This is a genomic window from Mycobacterium marseillense (assembly GCF_010731675.1).
GTDB classification, from domain to species: Bacteria; Actinomycetota; Actinomycetes; order Mycobacteriales; family Mycobacteriaceae; genus Mycobacterium; species Mycobacterium marseillense.
In genome coordinates, this window is sequence record NZ_AP022584.1 from 1,285,401 (window position 1) to 1,312,035 (window position 26,635).

At 64.2% G+C, this 26,635-nt stretch carries 15 protein-coding genes; 11 read left to right on the top strand and 4 right to left on the bottom strand.

The genetic code is table 11. The annotated features are described in order from the left end of the window. The first annotated feature begins 13 nt into the window (after positions 1–13). Positions 14–1,390 (top strand): SagB family peptide dehydrogenase, encoded by a 1,377-nt coding sequence (locus G6N26_RS05680; protein ID WP_020822733.1) that lies wholly within the window; start codon positions 14–16, stop codon positions 1,388–1,390. A 206-nt stretch (positions 1,391–1,596) separates the two neighbouring features. Here the strand turns inward: G6N26_RS05680 and G6N26_RS05685 are convergent, their stop codons facing one another. Together G6N26_RS05685 and G6N26_RS05690 are read right to left on the bottom strand one after the other, a co-directional pair. Further along, positions 1,597–6,153, bottom strand: coding sequence for a non-ribosomal peptide synthetase (locus G6N26_RS05685; protein ID WP_014711832.1), 4,557 nt, complete (start codon positions 6,151–6,153; stop codon positions 1,597–1,599). Positions 6,154–6,172: 19 nt separating this feature from the next. After that, the gene (locus G6N26_RS05690; protein WP_014711833.1) at positions 6,173–11,203 is read right to left on the bottom strand and encodes a non-ribosomal peptide synthetase; all 5,031 of its coding nucleotides are present in this window, start codon (positions 11,201–11,203) and stop codon (positions 6,173–6,175) included. A 259-nt stretch (positions 11,204–11,462) separates the two neighbouring features. Between G6N26_RS05690 and G6N26_RS05695 the strand changes: the two genes are divergently transcribed. The 6 genes from G6N26_RS05695 (at position 11,463) to G6N26_RS05720 (ending at position 20,174) form a co-directional block, all read left to right on the top strand. Then, positions 11,463–12,020, top strand: a complete 558-nt coding sequence (locus G6N26_RS05695; RefSeq protein WP_014711834.1) for a GNAT family N-acetyltransferase — start codon at positions 11,463–11,465, stop codon at positions 12,018–12,020. Positions 12,021–12,182: 162 nt separating this feature from the next. After that, the gene (locus G6N26_RS05700) at positions 12,183–12,941 is read left to right on the top strand and encodes a thioesterase II family protein (RefSeq protein WP_014711835.1); all 759 of its coding nucleotides are present in this window, start codon (positions 12,183–12,185) and stop codon (positions 12,939–12,941) included. After that, positions 12,938–14,236, top strand: coding sequence for a beta-ketoacyl [acyl carrier protein] synthase domain-containing protein (locus G6N26_RS05705; protein WP_014711836.1), 1,299 nt, complete (start codon positions 12,938–12,940; stop codon positions 14,234–14,236). Before G6N26_RS05700 ends, G6N26_RS05705 begins: the two co-directional genes overlap by 4 nt. A gap of 3 nt (positions 14,237–14,239) precedes the next feature. Then, positions 14,240–17,341 (top strand): nocobactin polyketide synthase NbtC, encoded by a 3,102-nt coding sequence (nbtC, locus tag G6N26_RS05710; RefSeq protein ID WP_020822736.1) that lies wholly within the window; start codon positions 14,240–14,242, stop codon positions 17,339–17,341. A gap of 290 nt (positions 17,342–17,631) precedes the next feature. Beyond that, positions 17,632–17,838 carry a heavy-metal-associated domain-containing protein gene (locus tag G6N26_RS05715; RefSeq protein ID WP_014711838.1) on the top strand — a complete coding sequence of 69 codons (207 nt, stop codon included), beginning with the start codon at positions 17,632–17,634 and terminating at the stop codon, positions 17,836–17,838. 137 nt (positions 17,839–17,975) lie between these two features. Beyond that, positions 17,976–20,174, top strand: a complete 2,199-nt coding sequence (locus G6N26_RS05720; RefSeq protein ID WP_231504893.1) for a heavy metal translocating P-type ATPase — start codon at positions 17,976–17,978, stop codon at positions 20,172–20,174. A 20-nt stretch (positions 20,175–20,194) separates the two neighbouring features. On the opposite strand, the gene G6N26_RS05725 is transcribed toward G6N26_RS05720, so the two are convergent. Next, positions 20,195–20,809: a DUF305 domain-containing protein gene (locus G6N26_RS05725; protein WP_033712897.1), complete on the bottom strand. Its 615-nt coding sequence runs from the start codon at positions 20,807–20,809 to the stop codon at positions 20,195–20,197. A gap of 621 nt (positions 20,810–21,430) precedes the next feature. Here G6N26_RS05725 and G6N26_RS05730 point away from each other — a divergent pair. Then, a complete protein-coding gene (locus G6N26_RS05730; RefSeq protein WP_033712898.1) occupies positions 21,431–22,792 on the top strand; it encodes a PPE family protein, SVP subgroup in 1,362 nt (453 codons plus the stop codon). A 153-nt stretch (positions 22,793–22,945) separates the two neighbouring features. Here G6N26_RS05730 and ricR read toward each other — a convergent pair whose 3' ends face one another. Then, positions 22,946–23,236, bottom strand: a complete 291-nt coding sequence (gene ricR, locus G6N26_RS05735; protein WP_008257501.1) for a copper-sensing transcriptional repressor RicR — start codon at positions 23,234–23,236, stop codon at positions 22,946–22,948. Positions 23,237–23,738: 502 nt separating this feature from the next. Between ricR and lpqS the strand changes: the two genes are divergently transcribed. From lpqS to G6N26_RS05750, 3 genes are all read left to right on the top strand, one after another. Next, the gene (gene lpqS / locus G6N26_RS05740; RefSeq protein WP_231504777.1) at positions 23,739–24,170 is read left to right on the top strand and encodes a putative copper homeostasis (lipo)protein LpqS; all 432 of its coding nucleotides are present in this window, start codon (positions 23,739–23,741) and stop codon (positions 24,168–24,170) included. A gap of 235 nt (positions 24,171–24,405) precedes the next feature. After that, a complete protein-coding gene (locus G6N26_RS05745; RefSeq protein WP_020822742.1) occupies positions 24,406–25,503 on the top strand; it encodes a PLP-dependent cysteine synthase family protein in 1,098 nt (365 codons plus the stop codon). Between the two features lie 81 nt (positions 25,504–25,584). Beyond that, the gene (locus tag G6N26_RS05750) at positions 25,585–26,607 is read left to right on the top strand and encodes an ornithine cyclodeaminase (protein WP_020822743.1); all 1,023 of its coding nucleotides are present in this window, start codon (positions 25,585–25,587) and stop codon (positions 26,605–26,607) included. The last annotated feature ends 28 nt before the right edge of the window (positions 26,608–26,635 follow it).

The window sequence follows — 26,635 nt, forward strand, 5'->3', positions numbered from 1 at the left end:
AAGGGTTAGCGGATTGCCCGACGTCACATACCCCGGCCAAACGAGATTCGCGTTCCGTTCCGGTGTCACCTGCTTGGTCACGCCCGCTGGAGCGGTGCTGCTGAATCCTCCGCGCAGCGAGAAGCTGACCCAATTGACCCCTGGCCAGCTACAGGCACTCAAAACGCTGAATCTCGGGCCGGCAACGCTGTCGGAGATACTCACGCCGACGAACGAAAGCGGTGTCGGCACGCTGATTGATCAGCTCGCCACGAGCGGTTGGCTGACGGTCACGGTCCGCGACGAAAAGAACGATTTTTACTCCATCCTGCCGTTCGGGCGGCCCGCGACACGGCCGGCGCCGATGTCGCCGCGTTCCTTCGCGCTATCGAAATTTGCTGTACTGCACCGAGACTCAGAGGGCTTCGTCCTTGAGCATCCGCTGGCATGGTGTGATGTGCGCATCCACGACTCACGCCTGCTTGTCCTACTCGACGGGCCCGCAGCAGACGCCTCAGGCATGCCGAGCGCCGTCACCTCGCGGTTCATCGAGGATCTGCACTGGTGTGGCATCCTCACCCACCTCGGCGACGAAGACGGCAGGTTCGATGCTCTCAGCTGGAGCGCACCGGATCTGTGGTTTCACCGCCGCAGCACGCTGGGTCAACGCACCGTCACCTGGGAGCGTTTCGGCCCGACCAAGTGGGCGAAGGGTCGATTCCCGCAGCCGCCCGCGCGCAGGACAAATTATCCGGGTGAGCCTATTGCCCTTCAGGTTCCCGATCTGGCGGCCATACGAATGCAGGACCCGACTTTGACGGCCGTCCTCGAAGACCGAGTTTCCACAAGGACATTCGATGACGCCCGCCCGATTACTGTTGGGCAGTTGGCCGAACTGCTCTACCGCACAGCGCGAACGCGGAGAACCGAACTCGTCGCCGACGGCGAGGAACTCGTGTCACGCCCGTACCCTTCTGGTGGCAGTCTGTATGAGCTGGAGCTCTACCCTGTGGTGCGCAATGTCGCCGGACTCGCGCCGGGAATGTACCACTACGACTCGTTCGACCATGTGCTACGCCCTGTCGCTGGACCAGATTCGAAGGCCGTGTCCCAGCTGTTGAAACCGGCCGCAGCAACTCTCACCGGAGGTGCCGAGCCGCAAGTGCTCGTCGTCATGGCTGCACGTTGCGGTCGCATCATGTGGACCTACGAGCAGATCGCCTATGCCGCCATCCTCAAAGATGTCGGCGTCCTCATGCAGACGATCTACCTGGCCGCGACCGCGATGGGCCTCGGCGCGTGCGCGCAAGGCTTCGGTGATACCGCCGCTTTCGTCGCGGCCACCGGTGTCGATGAACTACAGGAGTGCAGCGTCGGCAGTATCATCGTCGGGTCGCCCGCCCCGAACTAGCCCTCGGCGAGAATCTGCTCGTTGGTCAATGCTGCGACGTCGAGGCAGTGGGGTGCAATGACGGCCAGAGCGCGCGAGTCGGGGCAGCCGGCATTGAATCGTCGCCGAGCCCAAAGAAATTGGCGTGCACGCCAACCGTCGGTGCGATGCGGTGCGGTGCGGTGCGGTCGCTGACCGGGACGGTGGGTAGTTCGGGCGCCAGCTTTCTATGCGGGGCTTTTAGTCAATCCGGCTGCGAGCGCGGCTATGCCGCGCTGCCAGAATTGCGTCAGTCGTTCGATATCGGAGTGCCCGAACAGGGCATCGCTCCAGAGCCAGTTAGCCGTCAGTTGCGGACCCTCCGGTGTTCCCCGTATCGCCACGGCGAGGTACAGCGCAAAACGCAGTGGCAGATCTGGCTCAGGGTCGACGGGCAATGCGTCGACTTGGTCGCCGGCAATTAAGGACCAGGGCTGATCCGTTCCACCGGCGAGGTCGAGGCGGCCCAAGTAGCTGAACATGATCTGAGGTTCGACAGAATCCTGCAGTTCTGGAACGTGGTCCACATAACGAAGCAGTCCATAGTCCAGACCTTCATTCGGGACCATCCTCAAATGGTCAGCCACGGAATCTAATAGCGCTCGGGCCGCTGCCGGATCACATTCTGCCTGCTCGGCGTCGACACCTGATGCACCCACTCCGAGCCGTACCGGGTAGGCAGTCGTAAACCAACCGACCGTGTTGGTGGTGTCGGTCCCCAAAATAGCGTCCGCGCGCCCATGGCTCTCCATCGTGACGAGCGTGCCTGCCGCAAAGTTTTGTTCACGAGTACGCCGCCAACTCGCGACGGCCATCGTGAGCGCGGCCAGCAAGAATTCGTCCATGCCCTCATCTCTGGTGAGCGCTGTGAGCACGCGCTCAGTGACGTCGATCGGTGTGAGTGCCCGTGTGACCCGCAGAGTCGACCACGTGTCACGCGTCGGATCAGGGTGCCGCCTACCCAGCGCAGGATCGGGCCCGTGAACCTGCGCTGTCCAGTAACCGCGCTGGCTTTGCACTTCGGCCGTAGCGGCCCGCTGCCACATCAGCTCCGACCAGCGGCGGTAAGAAGTGAACTCGGGCATCGTTTTCGGCGTTGCACCCGATGTCACCGAGCGCCACGCCTCCGCGAGATCCCCGAGCATGATGTGCCAGGAAACCACGTCGACCGCCAGGTGATGCGCGGTGATCAGCAGCATCTCGCCTTGCCCGGCGCTGGACAACCAAACGGCGCGCACCATGGCACCTGAGTGGGGATCGATCTCGTCGGTGACCTTACGCGCCGAATGTGTCAAGACCGCATTGAATTCCGCGGCGGACGATTTCGGTAGCTCAACACGCGTGAGCACGTCAGCGGCACGGACCACGCCGGGTTCGCGGGTAACCAGGCGTGGCCCCTCAGCGGTCTCGATCAGAATCGATCGCAGAGTGTCGTGCCCGTCGAGTAACAGTTGCAGCATCGTCTCGATTGATAGACAGTCGATTTCAGACGGCAATCGCAGTAACACGGTATGGGTGAATCGGCGGTAGTTTCCGTACTCGTAGAGCCAGGACACCATCGGCAGCGGCGGGATCTCACCGTATTCGATGTTTTCGACGGCCGCATCGGATTCCGGCGCCGCATCGACAGCAGCAGCGAGTTGGCGAATTGTCGGAGCGCTGAACACCATCCGTGGACTCAATGTGAGACCGCGCCGCCGTGCCTTATGGACCACCGAGATCGCCACAATGCTGTCTAACCCAAGTGAGAAGAAGTCATCGTCGATGTGCGGCACTACGCCGTTAAATTGTTCTTCGAATATTTTGCACAGTGATCGTTCGGTGTCGGTGGACGCCGATGCCGCCCCGCCTTCAGTGACACGCAAGAGCGCATCCTCGGCAAGCCGGTCCAATGCACCACCATCCAGCTTGCCGTTCGCGTTCACCGGCAGCTGAGGCATCGCCACGATTCGGGCGGGAACCATGTAAGGCGGCAGCCGTTCAGCGAGCGCGGCACGCAACCGCACCAGGTCGGCAGCCATATCCTCCTGCCACACAACAAAACCCACGAGGCTTGTGCCACTGTCGCGACGCAGAACGGTAACCGCGGCATCGTGTATCTGTGGCTGGCCACGCAGGGCCGCCTCGATCTCGCCGATCTCCACGCGGTAGCCACGTATCTTGACCTGGCAGTCGCAGCGTCCCACATAGGAGTATCCGCCGTGCGGCAGGCGACGTACCAGGTCACCGGTGCGGTACATGCGTTGACCGGGACGCAGCGGGTCCGCCACGAAGCGAGCCGCGGTCATCGCAGACCTGCCGACATAGCCACGGGCCAGCTGCGCCCCGGACAGATAGAGCTCGCCCACCACACCGTCCGGCACCATCCGCAACGCCGAATCTAGGACGTAACCGACGGTTCCAGCGTTTGCGGTGCCGATCGTCGGCTTTTGATATTCCGTGACCGGTGCCACCACCGCTTCGACCGTCGTTTCGGTGGGGCCATAGCAGTTGTAGACGGCCGTTTTAGAAGTTGGCGACGGAGCGCGCAATTGCTCCCACAGCGCGGTATCGATTGCTTCACCGCCGAGGGCCAGCACCGAAAGAGAGTGGTCCAAAAGTCCCGCGGCACGCAGTTGGAGAAACATCGACGGGGTGGTGTCGATCATGTCGATCTGGTTGGCGGCCATCCCTTTCACGAGCCGATCTGCGTCGCGCATCTCCTCGGCGTCGAACAGGTGGATTGCATGCCCGTCGAGCAGGCCGACCATGGGCTGCCACGAGGCGTCAAAGCTCAGGGACCAGGCGTGGGCGATCCGCAGCGGGCGGCCCAGGCGCGCCGAAGCCGCCCGGTAGACACGGTCGCGGTGGTCAGCGAAATAGCTGAGTAAAGCCGCATTGGTGCCGATGACGCCCTTGGGTTCACCGGTCGAGCCCGAGGTGAAGATGACATACGCGCTGTGCTCGAGGTGACGGCGAACCGCCGGCGTGGCGGCTGCGCGTTGCGAGATGCGCTCGGCGGCAGCGCGATCGTCGATAACCACTGTGGCGACCCGGCCGCTTACCAACTCCGTGTAGCCGGCTTCGGCGATGGCAAGTACCGGATTTGCTTGCCGCAAAATAGATTCGATACGCGCGTTCGGCAACGTGATATCGACCGGCAGATAGGCGCCACCGGCGGCGAGCACCGCCAGGATGGCGACGATGGATCGGGTCGAGCGCGGCAGCACCAGCGCAACGACTTTTTCCGGTCCTATGCCCTGCTCCGCCAACTCCCCCGCGAGCCGGCAAGCGTGCGCGTGTAGTTCGGCATAGGTATAGCACTCACCACCGCCGGTAGTCAGGGCGACGGCATGCGGTGTGTCGTGGACCTGCCGCTCGAACGTCTCCCACACCGAAGTGCTCTCCGAAGTGGGCAGCGGCCGCGTCGCAAGTCCTTCGAACTCGGCGCGCTCCGCCGTGGTGAGAATATCCAGTGCATCGGGCGTGTCGTCGCCAATATCGGGGAGTTGACGCAGCACGGCGAGCAAGCGCTCGCCGATCTGGGAGGGCCGAAGATGCGAAAGTGCCTCGGGAATCGCCTCGACCAGTACCAACAGCGCGTCGTCTCGCATGTGCGAGACCACAGTCAACGGGTAGTGCGTGAGACTCTCCATCTCTGCCGGACTGAACCGGGCTCCGTCTGGTGTGATCACCGTCCGGATAGCGTCCTCGATCGGTGCGTTCTCGAAGACGAATAGCGAATCAAAGAGGGTTCCCCGGCCATGCTCACGCTGGATTTCCGACAGGCTGAGATAACCGATGTCGCGCATCGCCGATGACTCGCGCTGCAACCGGGCGCATTGCTCCACCACCGAGTCGGCGGTGCTCACCTGGTGCACCACCGGCACGGCGTTGATGAACAGTCCGACCATGGTTTCCACGCCGGGCAGGTTTTCCGGCCGGCCGGACACGATGGTGCCGAAAACGACATCGCGACGGTCGGTGAGCCTGCTGAGCACAACCGCCCACGCGAATAGCACCGCGGTGTTGAGGGTAAGACCGTTGCGACCCGCCCACTGTCGCAGCCGCACCGTATCGGCCGCAGGCAACAGCAATTCGGTCTTTTCCGGCACGCCCTCGCCCGCGGCGACGGTCCCGTCTGCCACCATGAGCGGGCCGGACACACCCTGCAGATACGTCATCCACTGGGCGGCCGCGGCCGCCCTGTCCTGCTGGGCGAGCCAGACGATGTAGTCACGGTACGGGCGCGCGGTCGGTAGCCCGTCGGTCGATCCTCCCGCCCGATACACGGTGAGCATCTCGGTGAAGAACACGGCGAGGGACCAGCCATCGACCAGAATATGGTGGGCGGTGAAAATCATCCGGCGCCTGGTCTCGCCGGGAGTGCCAAGCAGCACAACCCGCAATGCCGGTCCACGACTCAGATCGAACGGGCGGCGCCGCTCCGATCGTGCGATGGCATCGAATTCCGTTGGCGGTGCGAACCGTTCGGACCAGGGCAGCTCGGCCTGCGTGGGCACGATCTGCACGGGCTTCGGTACATCACGATCCCAGAAGGCGGCGCGCAGATTCGGGTGTCGGACCAGCATGGCTTGAGCGCTGCGGCGGAGCAGCTCGAGATCGACTGGTCCGTCGACATCGACGACGAACTGCATGCTGTAAAGGTCGATACTGTCCTGCGCCAATCGGTATAACGCAAACAGCCCTTCCTGCAAAGGGCTGAGAGCGAGCACGTCCTCGATCTGCGGCGGAGCTGTGGTCACAAATACCTCACGGGTGCCGTCACGACTGGTTGAGCCAGGATGCGTTGAGTTGCGCCAACGCATCGGGGGTCAGGCCCGACGCGCTCATCGGCGTATATTCCTGCTTCGGCGGCGAATCCGCCTCGGCCGCCGGCTCACCCGCTGCCGCGTCGACCGCCGCGGCCAGCTCGCCGATGGTCATGTACTCGAACACCATTCCCGGCGTGAAGGCCAGTCCCTGCGCGGTGGCCTGCGCCGACCATTTAATGGAGATGATGCTGTCACCGCCGAGCGCGAAGAAGTTGTCGTCGCGATCGAGACCGGTGACGTCGAGCAATTCCTCCAGCAAGGTGATGAGGATCCGCTCGGTTTCCACCGAGCCTGCGGTGGCCGGTTTCGATGGCGCAGCGATGGGCGGGGCCGGCGGGGCGAAAAGTTTCTCCAAATCATCCGTGGGAAGCAACTCCACGCTGGACACTGGACGGTCCGGCGCCGTCGCGAACGCATCGAGTGCTGCGTTCAGAGCGGCGGCGATAAGGGCAACCGTCGCAGGTTCGTAGAGATCGGCATTGGCGACGACGCGCACGTCGAGTTCACCGCCCGGCGTCACGCTCATGCCCACGTCCAGATCCAGTAGTGAGACCTCGAAGTCCATCGGAAGCGGTACGACCGTGGTGCCGCCGGTCTCGGTGAGAGGGCGCGGTATCAGCGCCCAGTCCTCTCCGCGAAAGTGGATCATGTTCTGAAACAGCGGGTTTCGGGACCGCGAGCGCGGTGGGTTGAGAGCCTCAACCAGACGTTCGATGGGCAGCTCTTGGTGTGCGAATGCGTCGAGCACCGTGTGGCGGCTACGGGTGAGCATGGTGCGCAGGCTTGGATCACCGGACAGATCGTCGCGCAGCACCACCACGTTGGCGAACAAGCCGATCAGATTAGCCGTGATCGGTTCGACACGGGACGCGACCGGACTGCCGAGCGGAATGTCCGTCCCTCCGCCGAGCTTGTGCAGCACTACCGCCAGGGCGGCCTGGTAAACCATGAACTCGCTGGCGACATTTTGCTCGGCAAGCTGTGTCAAGGACGCCCGGCGGGTGGCGGGCACGGTGAAAGTCACCACCTCCCCACGCTTTCCGAGCGCCGGCGGGCGGGAATAATCGTGGGCAACCGAGACCTCGTCGGGCAACCCAGCGAGGGCGTCACGCCAATACGCCAGCTCAGCCTGTCCCCATAGGGAAGCGAATGCATCTCGTTGCCACAGTGCGTAGTCCACGAACTGGATCGGCGATGTGGTCCACTGCGGCGCCTGCCCTTGGTGCCGCGCGCGGTAGGCGGTGACGAGGTCGTCAAAGAAGATCCCCAGAGAGGCGTGATCGCTGACGATGTGGTGAACGACCACCAATAGCACATGCGTATCCGTGCCCAGCGCCAACAGGGTGACCGTAATCAACGGCCCCGACTCGGGCGTAAACACGTGCCGGCGCAGCTGCGCCACCGCGTCATCGAAGCCGTCCGGGGTGACCTTCCGGACTTTTAGTTCCAACTGCAAGCTCGGGTGCACGATTTGATACGGAACGCCTTCGTGCTCATCGAAGTTCGTGCGCAGGGCCTCGTGGCGCTTAACGACGTCGTTGACCGCCTCGGTGAGGGCGACGATGTCCAGGGGACCGTCGAACCGAAGCGCAAAGGGCATGTTAAAGCCGTCCCCCGCCCCTTCCATCCGATACTGGAACCACGCGGCGAGCTGCGAGTAGGACAACGGGAGCCGCTCCGGGCGAACAGATTCGACGAGTTCTGGGCGGCTCGATTGCGACGCCGTCGTTGCGTCGTCGAAAGTGTCCTCGGCGTCCATCGCGTCAAGGTCGATATCGAACTCGGCACGGAACTGCTCGACCAGCGCAGCCGCCAATCCGGCCGGGGTGGGCGTATCGAACACGGCGCGAACGGTCAGCTCTATGCCGAATTCGGCACGGATCTGCGCGACCAGCCGAGCCGCCAGCAGGGAATGGCCACCCAGCCCGAAGAATGAGTCGTCAGCACCCACACGCTCCCAGCCGAACAGCTCGGCGAAAATCGAGCACATCCGGCGCTCGGTCTCGGTCGCCGGCTCACGGTAGCGGCGCACGGCGATAGGCGTAGGTGCGGGCAGTGCCCGTTTGTCCAGTTTGCCGCTCACAGTCAGCGGGATCTCATGGATAACCGCAAATGCGCTGGGCACCATGTATTCAGGCAGCGCCGAGGCGGCATGTGCGCGTATCTCATCGAGATCTGAGTCGGCGGAGAGGTGCTCATCAGCCGCTGGCACCAGGTACGCGGCCAGCATGGGCCCAGCCTCGGTGTCTTCCACGGATACGAGGCAGTGCCGCACCGCTGGATGCGCTGTGATCACGGACTCGACCTCACCGAGCTCGATGCGGAAGCCACGAATCTTGACCTGCTCGTCGGCTCGGCCGACGAATTCCAGGTCGCCAGAGATGTTGCGGCGGACCAGGTCTCCGGATCGATACAGCCTCATGCCGGGATTGAAAGGGTCGGCGATGAATCGCTGCGCGGTCAGCCCGGGACGACCGAGATACCCACGCGCCAACTGAATGCCACCGAGGTACAGCTCACCGACGACCTCCGCGGGCACCGGTTGCAACTGCTCGTCGAGCACATAGGCGTAGACGTTGCGGTTCGGCACGCCGATCGGCACCACACGCGCGCCCTGCGACCCCGCGACCCGCTTGTGTGTCGAGCACACGACGGCCTCGGTCGGGCCATAGTGATTGCGTAGCTCCGCGTCGAAGTAGCTGGCGAATTTGTCGGCCACCTCAGTGGGAAGCGCTTCTCCGCCCACCGGCACATGACGCAACTGCCGCCATTGGCTGGCCTGCGGCAGCATCAGCAGGGTGCTCAGCATGGAGGGCACCATGTGCAGCACGGTGACGCCGCGGCGATTGATCAGCTCGGCAACGTAATCGATGTCCCCGAAGGCCTCGGGCCTGGGCACGATCAGCTGTGCGCCAAGCGACAACGGGATGAAGATGTCTGCCAGTGAAGCATCGAAGCTCACCGACGACGATTGCAGCCACCGGTCTTCTCCGGTCACGCTCCACTCGGCAATGAAACCATCCACGTGCTCGGCGATCGCGCGGTGCGAGACAGCCACGCCCTTGGGCCGCCCGGTGGAACCGGACGTGTAGATGACGTAAGCCAAGTGGTCGGGACGCAACGGACGTAGCCGGTCGGCATCGGTGAGCACGGCGTCCGACAACTGTGCGGCGGCATCTTCGGCGGGGTCGAGTTCCCGCCGCCCGATAACCGTCTGGGGTCGGGCATCCGTGACGAGGTATTGGATGCGGTCGTCGGGATAGGCGGGGTCGATCGGCAGGTAGGCCGCACCGGCTTTCAGCACGGCGAGCAGCGCGACGATGAACTCTATCGACGTGGTCATGCGCAGCCCGATGACGTCCTCCGCACCGAAGCCTCGTCCGATAAGCCAGCGCGCCAAACGATTCGCGCGAGCATGCAGGTCGGCATAGGTCACTTCACCCGCGTCGGAAACGAGCGCGACCGCGTCGGGAGCGACGGCCGCGGCTGTTTCAAGCATCGCGACCATCGTGGTGGCCGGCGTGGCGACAACTTCCCCGTGCGACTGCGCCAGGACGGCTTCCCGCTCGCCGGCGCCGAGCAAGTCCAATTTGGTGAGGCGACGTTCGGGTTCGGCCAGGGCGTTGTTCAACAGCTGCAGATAATGGGTCAGCATCTGATCAACGAGTGCCGAGCTCAACACGTCGGTCTGGTGCTCGAGCTCGACCGATACTCCCTTTGGGTCGAGCACAACCGTCAAGGCCAACGGAAGCTGGGCGGCTACCGCGCCCAATTCGAGTTGTCCTACCGTGACACCGTCCAGTATCAATCCACTTGCGCTGTTGCGCATGCTGAAACCCAAGCGGACCAGCTGGTCCATGCCATCGTGCCCTATAGCCCGTTCCGGGTTGGCTTCGCGCACCACTCGATCGATGCCGACGGACTGATGGGCGAACCCGGCAAAACAGGTTTCGCGTACCGAGTCGACGAACGAGGTGAACGTGTCGTGCGGTCGAGCCACGATCCGCAGCAATAGCGTGTTGCCGAAGTACCCGATCGCCCCCTCGGCCGGGCCGCCGCGTCCGGTGACCGGCACGGAGATCAGAAAATCTGCTGCGCCGGTATAGCGGCGCAGCAGCACGCCAAAGGCCGCCAACAACACCATAAACGGTGAAGCGGAACGGTTTCGGGCAAAATCCTCGACCCTGCCGAACATGTCGTCGGGAAGGGCGCGAGTTCGACGTTCGGCCTGCCTGGACGGCTGCGCAGCACCCACACCGGGAAGCTCCAGCGGTTCCGGTGCCGGCCGCAAAGTGTCCGTCCAGTAGCCGATGTCGGCACTGGTGGGTTCCGCCTCGTTCCCAAGCACCGCGACCGAAACGAATTGCGGCGCGTGGCCGTTCAGTTGATGACCGTTATAGGCAGCGCTCAGCTCACCGAAGAAAACAGCCCAGGAGTCGTCATCCCAACAAATGTGGTGGACGACCAGGATCAGCACGAATTCGTCCGCGCCGGAGCGGATCAGGGTTGTCCGCAACGGACGATCCTCGGTGAGGTCAAATGGCCGGCCGAACTCATCTCGCGCCAACGCCTGGATCTGGCGCTCGCGCTCGGCCTCTGAGAGATGGGTCAAATCAACTGTTCGCCAACCGATCTCAACGTCATCGGAAAATACTTGATAAGGTTCACCCTCGCTATCCACCGCGTAGGTGGTACGCAAAACGGCGTGCCGGGCAACGACCTCATTGAGGGCTGCGTGTAAGCGCGCCTCTTCCAGAGCGCCCGTCAGCCGGTAGGCGACGCAGATGTTGAGCGTAACGTCGCTTGGGTCCATGGCCTGTAGAAACCACATCCGGCGCTGGCCGGGCGACAGCCGATAACGTTCTCCCGGACAGATCCGCACCAGTTCGACCGACTCCCGCGCCGCCAGACCGCGTTCGGCGATGCGCAAACGTAACAGTTCCAGGCGACGTTGCTCCAAAGTCTTGACGTCGTCGGCCATGGCTCGCCTCACTCCCGTTATTCAGTTCGCCGGATCGATCAGAGCATGGGACGTCCTACATCCCAGATCCGGAACCCGAACGACACGACACGCATCCACGATCCCTTCGTCGCCGGCACCGTACCGCGACTGCGGGCTTATGTTAGCCTTCGCTAAGTTACAGGGCTCGTGCGCCTGCCGCGGCGACGAGATCGGATTGCCCATTGCCCTATGTGCTCGTCGCGCACCACATGGGCCCGTTCGGTCGGGAGGTACACGGGTGCAGATGCTAGATCTGCAGCAATGCCGCGCCGCGGTTGATCATGAGGTGTTCGCGGGCGAATTCTCGCTGCGCCGGCTGGACCCCGACGGCGACCTCGACCTGATGCATTGCTGGATGAACGACCCCGAGGTGGCGCGATTCTGGAGGAAGCCGTGGTCCCGCGTCCGGATTGCGTCCTATCTGCAACAACAGCACTCCAGCGCGCACTCGGTTCCATACCTGGGTCTGTTGGATAGCTTTCCGATGAGTTATTGGGAGCTCTACCGCGCCGACCTTGATCCGCTGGCCGAGTACTACCCCGCCCGCGAGCACGACGCAGGCGTGCACATGCTGCTGGGTCCACCCGAGTGTCGCGGACGGCGGCTGGCGGTGGACCTGCTACGCACGGTCTCGTCATGGCAACTGGATGCGGATCCGCAAGCCGCCCGGGTGGTCGCCGAACCCGACGTTGACAATGTGCGGGTGCTCCGGGTGCTCGACCACGCGGGGTTTCAGCGCATCACGGAGCTCGACCTGCCGAACAAGCGCGCCGCCCTCATGATCCGTGACCGATAGGGCCGACCAGCGCCGCCCCGAACCCGGACGACGGGCCGGTGCCATCTCCCGAAGGCGAGGAGCTTATGTTAGCCTACGCTAAGTTAATGACGCATGCGGTGGTCGTGCCGCCGCGGACTCCTCGCGGCGCATACAGCGACACGAAGCGAAAGGTAGCGTTGCATGCCGCGCACACTGGGGTGGATCAGACAGTTCCACGAACCGGATTTGCCCGAAAGCGTTCCGTTGCTGGTTTTTCCGCATGCTGGGGCTGGCGCGTCGGCGTACCGCGAATTTTCGAAAGCACTGCGCACGACATTCAAGGTCATTATTTTCCAGTACCCGGGACGGCAGGACCGGGCGGCTGAAGCGTCGTTGCAATCACTCCCCGAGATCGCCGCTGGAGCGTTCGGCGAATTCTGGACGTCGGAGCACAATCGCGGGATCCCGATCGTCACGTTTGGGCACAGCATGGGTGCGTTGGTCGCGTTCGAGTTTGTCCGTATCGCCGAAGCCAGCGGAATCGATGTGCGCCAGTTGAACGTCTCCGCGGCGGTTGCCCCTTGCCGCGCAGCGGCCAAGCCACCGCATCCCAAGGATGACGAGGGGATCCTCAACCATCTGGCGGCGCTGGAGGGAACTAGCACCGATGTGTTCACCGACCGCGAAATCATGAGACGGGCGCTTCCGGTGATCAAAGCCGATTACAACGCTTTTGACGTTTACTCCTGCGCCGACGACATCAAGGTAGCGGCTCCGGTACACGCGATGGGCGGTGATCAGGACCCCTATATCACGATGGGCGATCTGTACGGATGGGGCAAACATACCGACACCCTCAAGGTCACGATGTTCGACGGCGGACACTTCTACCTGGAATCGCACATAGGCGCCGTCGCGGAGTTGTTGGCGTCTAGTGCGCACCGCGAGCAGACGGCGTGAGCAGCGACGACCCGATCGTCATTTCCGGAATGGCCGTCGAGGCGCCCGGGGGAATCGACAGTCCCGCAGCCTTGTGGTCCGCACTTGCCGAAGCCAGGGAACTGATTGCCCCCTTTCCGCGCGATCGCGGCTGGCCGATCGACGATCTCCTTTCGGTGTCCGAGCTAGACAGCTGGGGGCCGGTATTCGACGCGGGCGGATTCCTCGACGGCGCAACAACATTCGACCCGCCTTTCTTCGGTATCACGCATCGCGAGGCCCTCGTGATGCAGCCCCAGCAACGGGTGGCGATGCGCGTGGCGTGGAAGGCACTGGAGAATTCGGGGATAAACCCCGGTGCGCTGGACGGCGACGACGTCGGCTGTTTCGTCGGGATGTCCCCGATGGAGTACGGCCCGCGTGCAGCCGTAGCCGATGCCCACAGCGGGCATCGGATCGCCAGCCTAGGCCAGCTGGGGGCCGCCGGGCGTATCTCGCACTGCCTTGGACTGTCCGGGCCATCGATGTGTATCGATTCGGCGTGTGCGTCGTCGTTGACCGCACTACACCTGGCAGCCACGGCGGTGCGGACGGGCGAGTGCGAATGGGCGCTTGCCGGCGCGGCGTGCGTCATGGGGTCACCGGGAGCTTTCTACGAGTTCGCAAGGCTCAATGCGCTTTCCACTGACGGGCATTGCCGCGCCTACTCGGAGGACGCCAGCGGCACCGTGTGGGGGGAAGGCGCGGGGATGGTCGTTGTCGAATCTGAATCCCGCGCACGCCGACTGGGACACCGGATCTATGGACGCATCCTGGCCGTCCGCACCAACCACAACGGCAAAGGCAAGCCGATCCTCGTACCCCGGGTGCGCGCGCAAGAGCAGCTCATCCGCAAGACAATTGACGCGGCGGGGATCGATCCGGCCGAAGTCGGAATGATCGAAGGGCACGGCACCGCGACCCGCGCGGGCGACCCGGTGGAATTGCTGGCCCTTTTCAAGACCTACGGCGCGGCGGGATCCGAGGCGCGGCTGGGCTCGTTGAAGTCGAACGCCGGGCACGCGCAAGCGGCATCCGGAATCCTCGGACTGATCAAACTGTTACTCGCCGGCCAGCACGGTCAGATCCCACCAACGCTCTTCTCGGACAACCCCACCGAGACGGTGGACTGGGACCTGACAGGCCTGCGATTGGCGACAAAACTGCACCAGTGGGAGCCCATAGGCGACGTCCGCTACGGCGCGGTCTCATCGTTCGGCGCCGGTGGCGCCAACGCGCATGCGATCATCGCGATGCCCGCAAGTTCCCTGGAGTGAATAGTGGCACCTCTTACCTACCGGCTTCCGAACGACACCATTCCCGTCCTGTTATCGGCCGAAACCCGCGAATTACTACGGTATGAGGCTGTCGCCCTCCTTTCTTATGCCGCAGACCATCCCGAGGTGACACCCGACCGGATCGCCGAAATGCTGTTTCGGACGCGGATCGCGCGCCGGCACCAAGCCCTAGTCATGGTGAGCCAGCGCGACGAGTTGATCAGCGCCCTGCACGCGGTTATCGATGAATACGAACATCCTTCGTTGGTGCGCACCAATACACCCGCCAGCACCCGCCGGCTCGCCTACGTTTTTCCCGGGCAGGGAGGCCAACGACCGGGGATGGGGCGGCTCTTTTACGAATCGATACCGGCATTCCGAACCGAGGCAGATCGCTGTGCCGAGGCATTCCAGACGCAGTTCGGCGAGTCGCCGCTGAAATACCTTCTCGACGACAAATTTCCAGCCGAAGACAGTTCGGGCGTCGTCCAGCCCGCGTTGTTCACCCAGATGGCCGGCCTGGCCGCGATGTGGCGATCATTCGGCATTGCGCCCAACGTCACCATCGGGCACAGCCAAGGCGAGATCGCCGCAGCCTACGTATCCGGGATGACCACTTTGGCAGATGCCGCGCTCGTCGTCGGGCTCCGTGCACGTGCCGCCGACGAGTTCGCCTCCGGTGATTACGCCATGGCCGTTGTCGCCGCCGACCGTGACACCTGCGAGGACTTACTCGCACGTTGCTCGGGCTGGGCGCAGCTGTCGGTGGTGAATTCCCCGAGCATGGTGGGCATTTCAGGCGATCAAGAGACGGTGCAGGGCATCGTGGACACGTTGACCGAGCGCGGCACGTTCGCGCGCGTCATTCGCGTGCAGTATCCCGCGCACAGCAGCTTGATCCATGAGCTCGCCGCTTCGGTACGTGCGTCCATGCAGCGCCAACTGCAGAATGCGAAGTTCCTCGACACCGACATCGACTGCCTCGGAGGCACTCTCGGCGGCCCCATCATGCCTGAGCTGCCGGTCGACGAATATTGGTTCTGGAACCTGCGCAACACCGTTCGCTTCGACAAAGCGATTGCGACCGCGGTGCGGCACGGCATCGATACTTTCGTCGAACTAGCCGAACATCCGACGCTGCAGTTGGCGATTCACGAGAATCTCGCCCTCCAGGCGGACGAACGCGAGGCGGTGGTGGTCGGCACGTCGGAGCGAACCGCCACCGATTTGGGCGAGTTCACCCGCGGCCTCGCGCAGGTGGCAGTACACGACCTCGACTATTCGTGGGAGTGCTTGCGCACCGAATCTGACGGCCACGTCCGGCTGCCGTTACGCGATTTCCCCAACACCCGGATGAACGAGACGCGGCTGTGGCTGCCGTATAACGAGGTTCTGCCCGTGCGTGCCCGCCAATCATCCGCTGTCACACCCGTTGCCGCAGTGACTGATTCGGCGCGCAGCCGAGCCGCAGAAGCCATACCGGCTCGCCTTCTCGTCGAGGAGTGGGTTCGGCTGTCGCAACGCTCACTGATGCCGCCGCGCGCCCTCGGAATCGTGGATCACACCGGAGCCTGCGGGGACCTGGCCACCACCTTATGCGTCGTGGCCGAAGAAATCGGCGCCACGGCTCGCATGATCAACACCGAAAGCAGCGCCGCCAGCGGCGATCTTAATACGCTCGTCATCCTGGTTCCGCAATCGCCCGAACTGGACGACGCCGCCGCAGCAGCCGAGGTCGCGACATTCTTTGCCGACCGCAGCTGGTGGCCGGGGATACACGACGCGGTCACCGACTGCTGGCTCGTAACAGTCGGCGGTGAGACGGTTGTTGCAGACGATGCGCCGCCGGACCCGGTTCACGCGGCAGCCAGCGCAGGGTTTCGCAGCATAGGTGCCGACTATCCAGGCATTGGATTCCGACACCTCGATCTCCCGCGCGGAATGACGGCGTCAGACTCGACACACGCAATCCTCACGGCGCTGCACACGGCTGAAGAATCCGAGCTGGCATTCCGCAACGGCGGCCTCTACGCCAAGCGCATCGCCGAGAGCGACACCTCCGCCGGCGACTGCGACACAGCACCCCCTGAGCATGTGCTCATCATCGGGGGAACAGGAAATCTCGGGCTCGAATTCTGCGAGCACTTCGCGCACTGCGGCGCGCAGCGAATCACTTTGGTAAGCAGATCGGGCGAGACGGCTGCCGTCGCAGATCGACTGCAGCGCATTCGTTCGGCCGCAGCGACGCCGATCCATGTCACTAGGTGCGACGTGGGCGACCAAGCAGCGGTCTCGCGACTGGCTGCCGAAAACCAAAGCGTGCCTGCGGATCTGATCATCCATGCCGCCGTAGAGTATTCGGCTGTCGAATTCCTGGACATCACCACCGAGAAAGTCGACCAGGCATTACGCGCCAAAGTTGTTGGCATCTGCCGCATATTAGGGACGTTCCCCAGGACAGACAACTGTCGGGTAGTCCTATGCTCCTCGGCCAGGGCGACGATCGGCGGCCGGGGACAGGTCGTCTACGCGGCGGCCAATCGGATACTCGACGCTATGGCGCACCGACTCCGAGCCGAGGGTTTGGACTGCGTGTCCGTGCAGTGGGGACAGTGGACCGTCCATTTTGATCTCGATGACGCCAGCATGGCGCAGCTGGCCGCCATCGGCGTCGTCCCGATGTCTCCCGCCGACGCAATCGCTTTGGGAATGCGCCGACTTCCTGGAAATGCCATCGTCGCGGCATTCGACTTCACTCGCGCACGATCAGTCCTGGAGGTCTACGGCTACGGCCCGCTGTTGTCCCAGCTGACCTCGCCCGTCGCGGCAACTTCTATCGTCGAAGCTCCAGCCCCCGTCGAGGAGACAGGTCTACCCCGACGATTGGTAAACCTGCTAGCCGAAGCCATCGGTGTCGACCGCACCGAGACGATTGACACCACCGCCCCCATGGTCGCGATCGGCCTGGATTCCCTGCAGGCACTGGAGTTACGCCGCCGTGTGAAGGCCGAATTCAATCACGATCTAGAGGTCTCGGACCTTCTCGGAGGGGCATCCCTTGCAGACGTTCTGACGCAGTTGGGCGGGCCGCGAGCTGCACCTTGACCAGGAACTAATTCCTGTGCGTCGCGTCGATTCGGCCGCCGGACTGCATGCCGGCCCGATGCGACTCGAGAAATGGGCGCTTCGCTTCGCAGTGAGGCCGTCAACCAGCCGTTGGTGGTCCGTGCCATCTTTCGATCGGGGCAATATTTTCGGCGAAATGTGGTTATGCCAAATGAACCTTCGTCCCCGTGAGCTCGGCAGCGCGTTCGTTCGGGATGTTGACACTTGGACAGATACCCTATGGGGGTATATTGTTGATTGAAACGGCTTTCGACGTGAAAGGAGCCGACATGAGCACCGTCACAGTCAGGGTTGCGGGAATGACCTGCGCCCATTGCGCATCCTCAGTACATGATGAGGTCGGCAGCATCGCCGGCGTCACCGCAGTCGACGTCGATTTGTCAACTGGCAAGGTCACCGTGGAGAGCGACAACCCAGTCGACAACGACGCGCTCAAGGCCGCCGTCGAAGAGGCCGGATACCAGCTCGCCGGCTGAGGCAAACCCTCAACTGTGTGCGACCCCCGTCGAACGGTCCGCCGGCCCGCTAGCAGGCCGGGCCTCTAAAGGAGAGCAGTGTGCGTCCCGTCATCGAGACAACACCCATCGGCCACGTCGAGCTGCTGATCGACGGCATGACCTGCGCGTCGTGCGCGGCCCGAATTGAGAAGAAGCTCAACAAGCTTGACGGCGTCACCGCGACGGTCAACTACGCAACGGAAAGGGCCAGCGTGGCCTACGTCGGCGATGTCTCGCCCGATCAGCTGGTGGCCGCGGTCGAGGAGGCCGGCTACACGGCGGCGCTTCCCCAGCAGAAGGCGGCCGATGGTGACCCGAACGAGCAGCCCGACGGCGACCCCACGGCATCGCTACGGCAGCGGCTCCTGGTTTCGCTGGTGCTGACCGTGCCGGTGATCGTGATGGCAATGGTCCCCCCGCTGCAGTTCGCCAACTGGCAATGGCTGTCGCTGACGCTTGCTGCTCCAGTTGTGGTGTGGGGGGCGTGGCCGTTCCATCGGGCCGCGTGGGCCAACCTGCGCCACCGCACCGCGACGATGGACACGCTGATCTCGATGGGCACGCTCGCCGCGTTGGGCTGGTCAGTCTATGCGCTGTTCTGGGGCACTGCCGGAATGCCTGGCATGAGGCACGCCTTCGAGTTCACCGTCACGCGTACCGACGGTGCCGGGAACATCTATCTCGAGGCCGCCGCCGGTGTCACAACCTTCATCCTGGCTGGCCGGTTCTTCGAGGCCCGAGCCAAGCGGAGGGCCGGCGCCGCGCTGCGTGCGCTGCTCGGCCTCGGCGCCAAGGACGTCGCTGTGCGCAAAGGCGGTCTGGAGCAACGCATTCCGATCGAACAACTGGCAGTGGGCGACGAGTTTGTGGTGCGGCCGGGGGAGAAAATCGCCACCGACGGCGTCGTCGTCGAGGGCGCTTCGGCGGTGGACGCATCGATGCTGACCGGCGAATCGGTGCCGGTGGAGGTTCGGCCCGACGACCACCTCATCGGGGCCACCATCAACGTCGGCGGCCGACTCGTGGTGCGGGCCAACCGGATCGGCTCCGACACCCAACTGGCGCAGATGGCCAGGCTGGTCGAGGAGGCGCAAACCGGAAAGGCGAACGCGCAGCGGCTGGCCGACAAGATCTCGGCCATCTTCGTGCCGATCGTCATCGTGTTGTCGGTGGCGACGCTGGGATTGTGGATGGTCGTCGGCGGGTCGATCGGCGCGGCGTTCACGGCTGCCGTCGCAGTATTGATCATCGCCTGCCCCTGCGCACTGGGCCTGGCCACGCCGACCGCTCTGATGGTCGGCACCGGCCGCGGAGCCCAGCTCGGCATCCTCATCAAGGGTCCCGAGGTGCTGGAATCGACGCGACGCATCGACACCATCGTCCTCGACAAGACCGGCACGGTAACCACCGGCGCGATGGCCCTGATCGATGTGATCACCGACGACGGCGAACAGCCCGATCAGGTGCTCCGGGTCGCCGGCGCGCTGGAGGCTGCCTCCGAACATCCCATCGCCACCGCGATCGCAAAAGCGGCACGCGAGAAGCTCGGCGAGATTCCGGCCGTCGAGGAATTCACCAACCTCGAGGGGCTCGGTGTCCAAGGTGTGGTCGACGGCCACGCGGTGATGGTAGGCCGCGAACGACTGCTGGCGGACTGGTCGCAGCACCTGCCGGAGAAGCTCGCTGAGTCCATGCGGGCGGCCGCGTCGCAAGGTAAAACCGCCGTCGCAGTTGGCTGGGATGGCAGGCCACGTGGCGTGCTCGTGGTTGCCGACGCGGTCAAATCGACGTCGGCCGAGGCCATCAGCCAATTACGCGCGCTTGGATTGACACCGATCATGCTCACCGGCGACAACCAGGCCGCCGCTGACACAGTCGCCCGTCAGGTCGGCATCGACCGCGTGATCGCGGAGGTGCTGCCCCAGGACAAGGTCGATACCATCAAGCGGCTGCAGGCTGACGGCAAGGTGGTGGCCATGGTCGGCGACGGCGTCAACGACGCTGCCGCGCTGGCCCAGGCCGACCTCGGACTGGCGATGGGTACCGGCACCGATGTCGCCATCGAGGCCAGTGACCTGACTCTGGTCCGCGGCGACTTGCGCGCGGTTCCCGACGCAATCCGGCTGTCGCGCAAGACGCTGGCCACGATCAAGGGAAACCTGTTCTGGGCCTTCGCCTACAACGTCGCCGCGCTGCCGCTCGCCGCCGCCGGGCTGCTCAACCCGATGCTGGCCGGCGCCGCGATGGCGCTCTCGTCGGGGTTCGTCGTCAGTAATAGCTTGCGGCTCCGTCGGTTTCAGCCGGGTATCCGGTGATCCCTCGAGCGTCTTGACAGTTACAGCGAGGCCAGGAGCTTCTGCATGGTGTCGATTTCCTGCTGCTGGCTGGCGACGATCGAGCGGGCCATCGCCGTCGCCGCAGGATATCCGCCGGAATTGACCTCGTCCTGGGCCATGGCGATCGCGCCCCGATGATGTTGGATCATCTGCGTCAAGAACAGCTTGCTGGCCTCCACGCCTTGGGCGTTCTTTAGCGCGGCAATGTCCTCGTCGGACATCCCGCTCATACCCGGCATGGTGCTCTGAGTGGGCATCATGCTCTGGCTGGGCATCATCGTCTGGCTCGGCGTCCCCCACTGGCCCAACCAAGTCTGCATCTGTTCAATCTCGGGCCCTTGAGCTGCCTTGATCTGATTCGCCAGATCCACGACACGGGAATCGATCCCTTGCTTACCCAACACGATGTCGCTCATCTCAATGGCCTGCTGATGATGCGGAATCATGTGCTGCGCGAACACGACATCAGCCTGCTTATGGCCGTCGGGGGCCGACGCTGAAGTCGGTGCGCCCTTTGTGGGGCCAGCCTGGTCATTGCCGGAGTTACTACATGCGCCGACGCCGACCAGCGCCGCCAACGCCGCGACAGCCGCCGCCAGAGTCCTGATTCTCATCACAACAAGCCCTTTCCTCCGTTTTCGCGGCCGCCCCCCGGCGCTCTGGCGATGCGCTGACTTGTCGACCGCTGCACGACAGCTACAAGTCTGCCCGCAGCCGCTTTGGCTCAATCAGGCGCTTCGACGAAATTCGATAAAGACCGTATCCGGTCGACGATGCTCCTGAGGAACGGTCGTATTGCTACAGCATCCCGATAGAACCAGTTGACCGGCATACACCGAATCGCGGCGGCGGACGGCATTCTCGTTCAGCGAATGAATCCGGCTGTACCGCCAAGGGCAGTGCAGGGGCATCAACACCTCACAACCCATCATGGCTGTGCGGCGACTGACGGCGGCTGAACGCGATTTCTCGGACCAGGCGCCAAACCCTTTGTGAGTTCTTGCGTCATGTGCAAGTTAATCTGTATTTCGCTCTGTTCGTTGACGTGGGAGCGCTTGCAAACGTGTGAGGCCGTCCCCTCAGCAGTCGGGACCGTCTCATTAGGTCGCCTTCCTTCGTGGTACCGGCACTGCCCGAAGGATCGCGATTTGTTTGCTGCTCGGCTGGCTACCCCCATACGACGCGCACCGGAGCCGTCGATGCCCTCGCGGCCATGAAAGCGATCGGAGGAGAACGTGGACTTCGCAGTACTACCGCCGGAGGTTAACTCCGCGCGGATGTACGCCGGTCCGGGCTCGGGACCAATGCTGGCCGCCGCCATGGCCTGGGACGAATTGGCCGCCGCGCTGCAGTCGACGGCGGACTCCTACCAGGCGGAGATCACCGCCCTGACCTCCGGCCCGTGGGTCGGCCCGTCGGCTGCGGCCATGACCGCGGCGATCGCCCCCTATCTGGAGTGGATGCGGACCACCGGCGCCCAGGCCGAAGAAACCGCCACCAAGGCCCGGGCCGCGGCCTTCGCCTACGAGACGGCCTTTGCCGAGACGGTGCCACCCCCGGTCATCACGGCGAACCGCACCCTGCTGGCGTCCCTCGTCGCGACCAACTTCCTCGGGCAGAACACGCCGGCGATCGCCACGACCGAGACCGAGTATGCCGAGATGTGGGCGCGTGACACCGCGGCGATGTTCGGCTACGCGGGTTCTACGGCGTCGGCGACCAGGCTGACGCCGTTTGTCGAGCCGGATCAGACCACCACCTCCGGTGCCGATCAATCCGGAGCCGTGGCACAGGCCACCGGCACCGCCGCCGGGAGCGCACGCAATGCCGTTGGACAGCAATCGCTCTCGGCGGTACCCAACATGCTGAGCAGAGCTGCAGTGGGACCAACTGCCGTCGACCCGTCGGTGACGGACGTGCTGGGCGTGGAGAGCGATCTGATCACGGTCTTTCTCAACGGGCCCGCCAGCGTCGCTGGACTCGGCACGGTAACACCCTTCGGTACGACGACTCTTCCCTTCAACATTGCCGGCGCGCTAACCGGTTTCCACACCGATGACATCGTCAGCGGCTGGGCCGGTGTGCAGTCCTGGCCGGGGGCGGGCGCGGTGCCGCCATCGCCATTCCCGGTCATCACGAACCCGGCGGGCGGGTTTGGAACTCTGGCGTCAGCGGGGCTCGGTGAGGCCAACACCGTCGGCGGCCTGTCGGTACCGCCCGGGTGGACAGCCGCCGCCCCGGCGATACGACCGGCCGCCTTGGCGTTGCCGGCGACCAGCGCCGGCGCCGCCGCCGAAGCCGCTGCCGCGGCCGCCCCCAGCGGCACCGGGAGCCTGTTCGGCGAGATGGCGGTGGCGAGCATGGCCGGGCGCGCGATGGCCGGCACGAGCGCGTTGGGTCGGGAGCGAAGCCGGGCCGAGACGGCGAAATCCCCGCGCGACCCGAACAAGAAGGACAAGACAAACGCCCCGCAGGTTTCGCCGGTCGGAGCGATCAACATCGCTGCCGAGCTCCGCGAGCTGGCGTCGCTGCGTGCCGCCGGAATCCTCACGCAGCAAGAATTCGACGAACAGAGAATGCGCCTGCTGCCAACATGATCCAGGCCCATGCCATGTGTTCGTTACCCGGCGCTTAATGCCTCGCGAAGGGTTGAGCGACGTGTGCTTGCGTCATGCGGGTGCGACGGCGCTCGCGGATTGCTGCGTCGTGTGAGCTCCACCTGGCAGCGGTTGTATGCATGCGTGCAGCGTTCAAGAGCGAACAAGTCGTGCGATTGCGGCGGAGGCTTCGGCCAATTTCGCGTGGGCCTGGTCGCCGCCCTCCGCGGCGGCGCGGGTCAGGCAGTGGTCAAGGTGCTCGTCGAGCAGATTCAGCGCGACTGACCGTAAGGCGCTGCTGGCGGCGCTGATCTGGGTGAGGACGTCGATGCAATACTTGTCGTCCTCGATCATCTTCGCGATGCCGCGGACTTGGCCCTCGATGCGGCGCAGTCGCTTGGCGTAATTGTCCTTCTGCGCCGAATATCCGAGTGGGGTTGTCATCTATCCTCCCAGCGTCTTGGTCATCGGGGGACCTGCGCCTACTGCGTGGCGAAGAGGGTCAGCCATCGCAATGGCGTCGGTGTCGTGGAAGCGGTGCCAGGATCGCGGAAATCCGAGTGCTGATGGGCCTCATTATGGCACGTACCGTGCCGTATCGCGCCCAACGGGTAATCACCCATTAGAGGGCCCAACCAGACCGGTGGCCGAGTTCAGGCTCGTGTAGGCCCGCACGTCAGGCAACGGGCCGTCAGCCGTATGGCAAGACTGACCCTCTCGACACTGCGTGTATCGACACACGAAGCTGGAAGCCGCATTACCCTTTGCGGGTATGGGGTACACACCGTATCGTCGGTGTTGTGGACTTTCCCCTACCTACGTTCGGACGTTTGGCCGACCCCCACGGGCGGCTGATGGGGTATCGATCACGGACTGATCTCGGCCGGGTGTCGACTCATTTTGGAGCGCGGATGGCCACGACCAGCGGTGCTACGGTCGGGGTGTTATGAGATTGGCCAGCGCTAGCGGAACGCCACGGCTGCGGTATGTGGTGGCGGTGGGGGCTGCGGCGTGGTTGGCGATGTGGGGGGTCCTGATCGGCGCCCACAGCATCATGGGGCATTCGCAGTCTTCGCTAGCCCATCCGGCCCACGCGTTGGTGGCTTCGCTGGGTGGTGAGTTCACCGTTGATGTCGATCATCCGCATGTGAGCAAGGGTTCTGCGGGCGGACATCATGAGCAGTTCACCACGGCGGTGCTGCCGCGCTCGGGCGCGGTGGCGGCTGCGTTAATCGCGTTGGGTGCGGTGGCCGCCGTGGCGCTGACCGGTGGGCTGGCCCGGTTTGGGGTGCCCGCCGGGCGCGGCCCGCCCCATACCCCGGCTTTGTCTGTTACCGGTCAAGACGTCTTGACCCGGTTCTGCTTGTCTCGTCGCTGACTGGTCAGCGCCAGGTCGTTTCTGCCCTTTAGTGGCAGCGGCCGGCGACCGCTGACCCCTGTCACCATGTGCCGCGCACCGGTATTCGCGGCTCCCGTGTGAAAGCGACGAATTCCATGGCTGAAATTCTTCCCTTCGACAACACTTGCGTTCACCCCATCGCGGCCCTGAAGGTTGTTGAGCCGCGCGACTGCGCACCACCCGCCCCGCCACTTCCCGGCGACCCGCCGCCCTGGTGGGTAACACACCGGTGCTGCGCATTGAGGCGCCGTTGACCCCACCCGATCGCGGGTTTTGGGCCAAGCTAGAAGGGTTCAACCCCGGCGGCAGCATGAAAGACCGCCCGGCCCTGCACATGGTCGAAGCCGCCCGCGCCCGCGGCGAATTAGCTCCCGGAGCGCGCATCGTCGAATCCACCAGCGGCAGCCTCGGATTAGGCCTAGCGCTGGCCGGCCAAGCCTACGGGCACCCGGTCACCGTAGTCACCGACACCGGCATGGAACCCATCGTGCGCCACATGCTGGCCGCCTACGGCGCCCAGGTCGACCTGGTCACCGAACCCCACCCCATCGGCGGCTGGCAACAAGCCCGCAAAGACCGCGTCGCCCAAGTTCTGGCCGACCACCCCGGCTCCTGGTGCCCCGACCAATACAGCAACCCCGACAACATCACCGGCTACCGGTCGTTGGCGTTGGAGCTGCTCGATCAACTCGGCAACGTCGACGTGCTGGTCTGCTCGGTAGGCACCGGCGGACACTCCGCCGGCGTGGCGCGGGTACTGCGCCAATTCAACCCCGACATGAAACTGATCGGAGTCGACACCATCGGCTCGACCATCTTCGGCCAACCCGCCACCACCCGGCTCATGCGCGGCCTGGGCTCCAGCATCCATCCCGCCAACATCGACTACCACGCCTTCAACGAAGTCCACTGGGTCGCCCCCCACGAAGCCGTCTGGGCCGCACGCACTTTGGCGGCCAGCAACTTCGCCAGCGGCGGCTGGAGCGTCGGCGCCGTCGCCCTGGTCGCCGGCTGGGCCGCACGCACCTATCCCAAAGACACCCGCATCGCCGCCGTCTTCCCCGACGGACCCCAACGCTACTTCGACACCATCTACAACGACCACTACTGCCACCAACACCAGCTCCTGGACTGGCAAACCACCCCCCAACCCACCACCCTCACCGACCCCAACCAACACGTCATCACCTCCTGGACCCGCACCACCACCATCACCAACCCCACACTGCTGCGCGGGGCAATACCGATCCGAAAGGCGGCTGCGGGGATGCAGGGAGGAAATGGCTCAGTCGACGTGAAAATTCCTGCATAGACGCGCTGCAAGTATTGTGCGCAGCAGACTTCCCATTCATCACTGCGGCTGGATCAAAATACGAGAGGACGGAATACAGTAATGGTTTCTGCAGCAACAGGCAGCCGACCGGTACAGCAGATTCTGGACCGCGAGGACGTGGGATTGCGCGTGCTAACACGCAGCGATATCGCCGACATTGCGATCAGTCCCACTGAGGTAATGGAACTGGTCAAGGGCGCTTATCTGCGAGTGGCCGAAGGTTCTTCCCGGGCGCCGGCAAAAATCATGATGCGCTCGCCGTACCGGGATTCGGCCGCCTATGCGATGCCCGGCTATGACGGCGGTTCACAAATCACGGCGTTTAAAGACTATTATATGCAAAACGACGACGGGAAAAAAGAATACATCACCATCACGCTCTACGACGATAAAGCGGGTTTGCCAATAGCATTGATGGACTGCTTCCGAGTGACCGCGCTACGAACTGCCGCCAACACCGCGCTGATCGCGGGCGCATGCGCACCGCCCGGGGCCCGCACCGCGCTGGTGACCGGTTCGGGCGCCCAAGGCCGATACACCTTCCCGTACCTGCTGACTGCTCTGCCGGACTTGGATCGGCTCCTGCTGTTCGGCACCCATCCCGATGGCATCGCCGCCGTGCGCGCGCATGTCCGCGAGCAATACCCCGACCGAGACATCGAAATCGTCACCGACCCCGAGAAAGCCGCCAGCGAAGCCGACGTTCTAGTTGCCACCTCGGCTGGGCCGGCCACCGAGGTCAAGTTCCGCACCAGCTGGCTTAAGCCTGGGGCGCTGTTCGTCTCGGTCAACGGGACCGGCGTGCACTCGTCCTCGCTGCGCGACGCCGACTACGCCGTGGCGACGAGCGCGGGCCAACTGGCGGTCACGGGCACCCGCTTCGCCGACGAGAACGGCTCGTTACGCTTGGACACCGAGCTGCCCGACATCCTCGCCGGACAAGCACCGGGCAGGCGAGACAACGATGACCGGGTCTTCGTTTTCAACAGCGGCATGGCCATCACCGACATCCCTGTGGCGCACGAACTGGCCGCCCAAGCGATCGCTCGTGGACGCGGACAGGAAATCAAACTGTGGAGCTAGCACAGACGCCGTTGTCGCTGCCGGCGGT

Excerpts from the sequence above, each read along its gene's own strand:
- G6N26_RS05690 (WP_014711833.1), bottom strand. The coding sequence starts at position 11,203 with ATGGCCGACGACGTCAAGACTTTGGAGCAACGTCGCCTGGAACTGTTA.
- G6N26_RS05700 (WP_014711835.1), top strand. The coding sequence starts at position 12,183 with ATGCCGCGCACACTGGGGTGGATCAGACAGTTCCACGAACCGGATTTG.
- G6N26_RS05715 (WP_014711838.1), top strand. The coding sequence starts at position 17,632 with ATGAGCACCGTCACAGTCAGGGTTGCGGGAATGACCTGCGCCCATTGC.
- G6N26_RS05720 (WP_231504893.1), top strand. The coding sequence starts at position 17,976 with ATGACCTGCGCGTCGTGCGCGGCCCGAATTGAGAAGAAGCTCAACAAG.
- G6N26_RS05725 (WP_033712897.1), bottom strand. The coding sequence starts at position 20,809 with ATGAGAATCAGGACTCTGGCGGCGGCTGTCGCGGCGTTGGCGGCGCTG.
- ricR (WP_008257501.1), bottom strand. The coding sequence starts at position 23,236 with ATGACAACCCCACTCGGATATTCGGCGCAGAAGGACAATTACGCCAAG.
- lpqS (WP_231504777.1), top strand. The coding sequence starts at position 23,739 with ATGAGATTGGCCAGCGCTAGCGGAACGCCACGGCTGCGGTATGTGGTG.
- G6N26_RS05750 (WP_020822743.1), top strand. The coding sequence starts at position 25,585 with ATGGTTTCTGCAGCAACAGGCAGCCGACCGGTACAGCAGATTCTGGAC.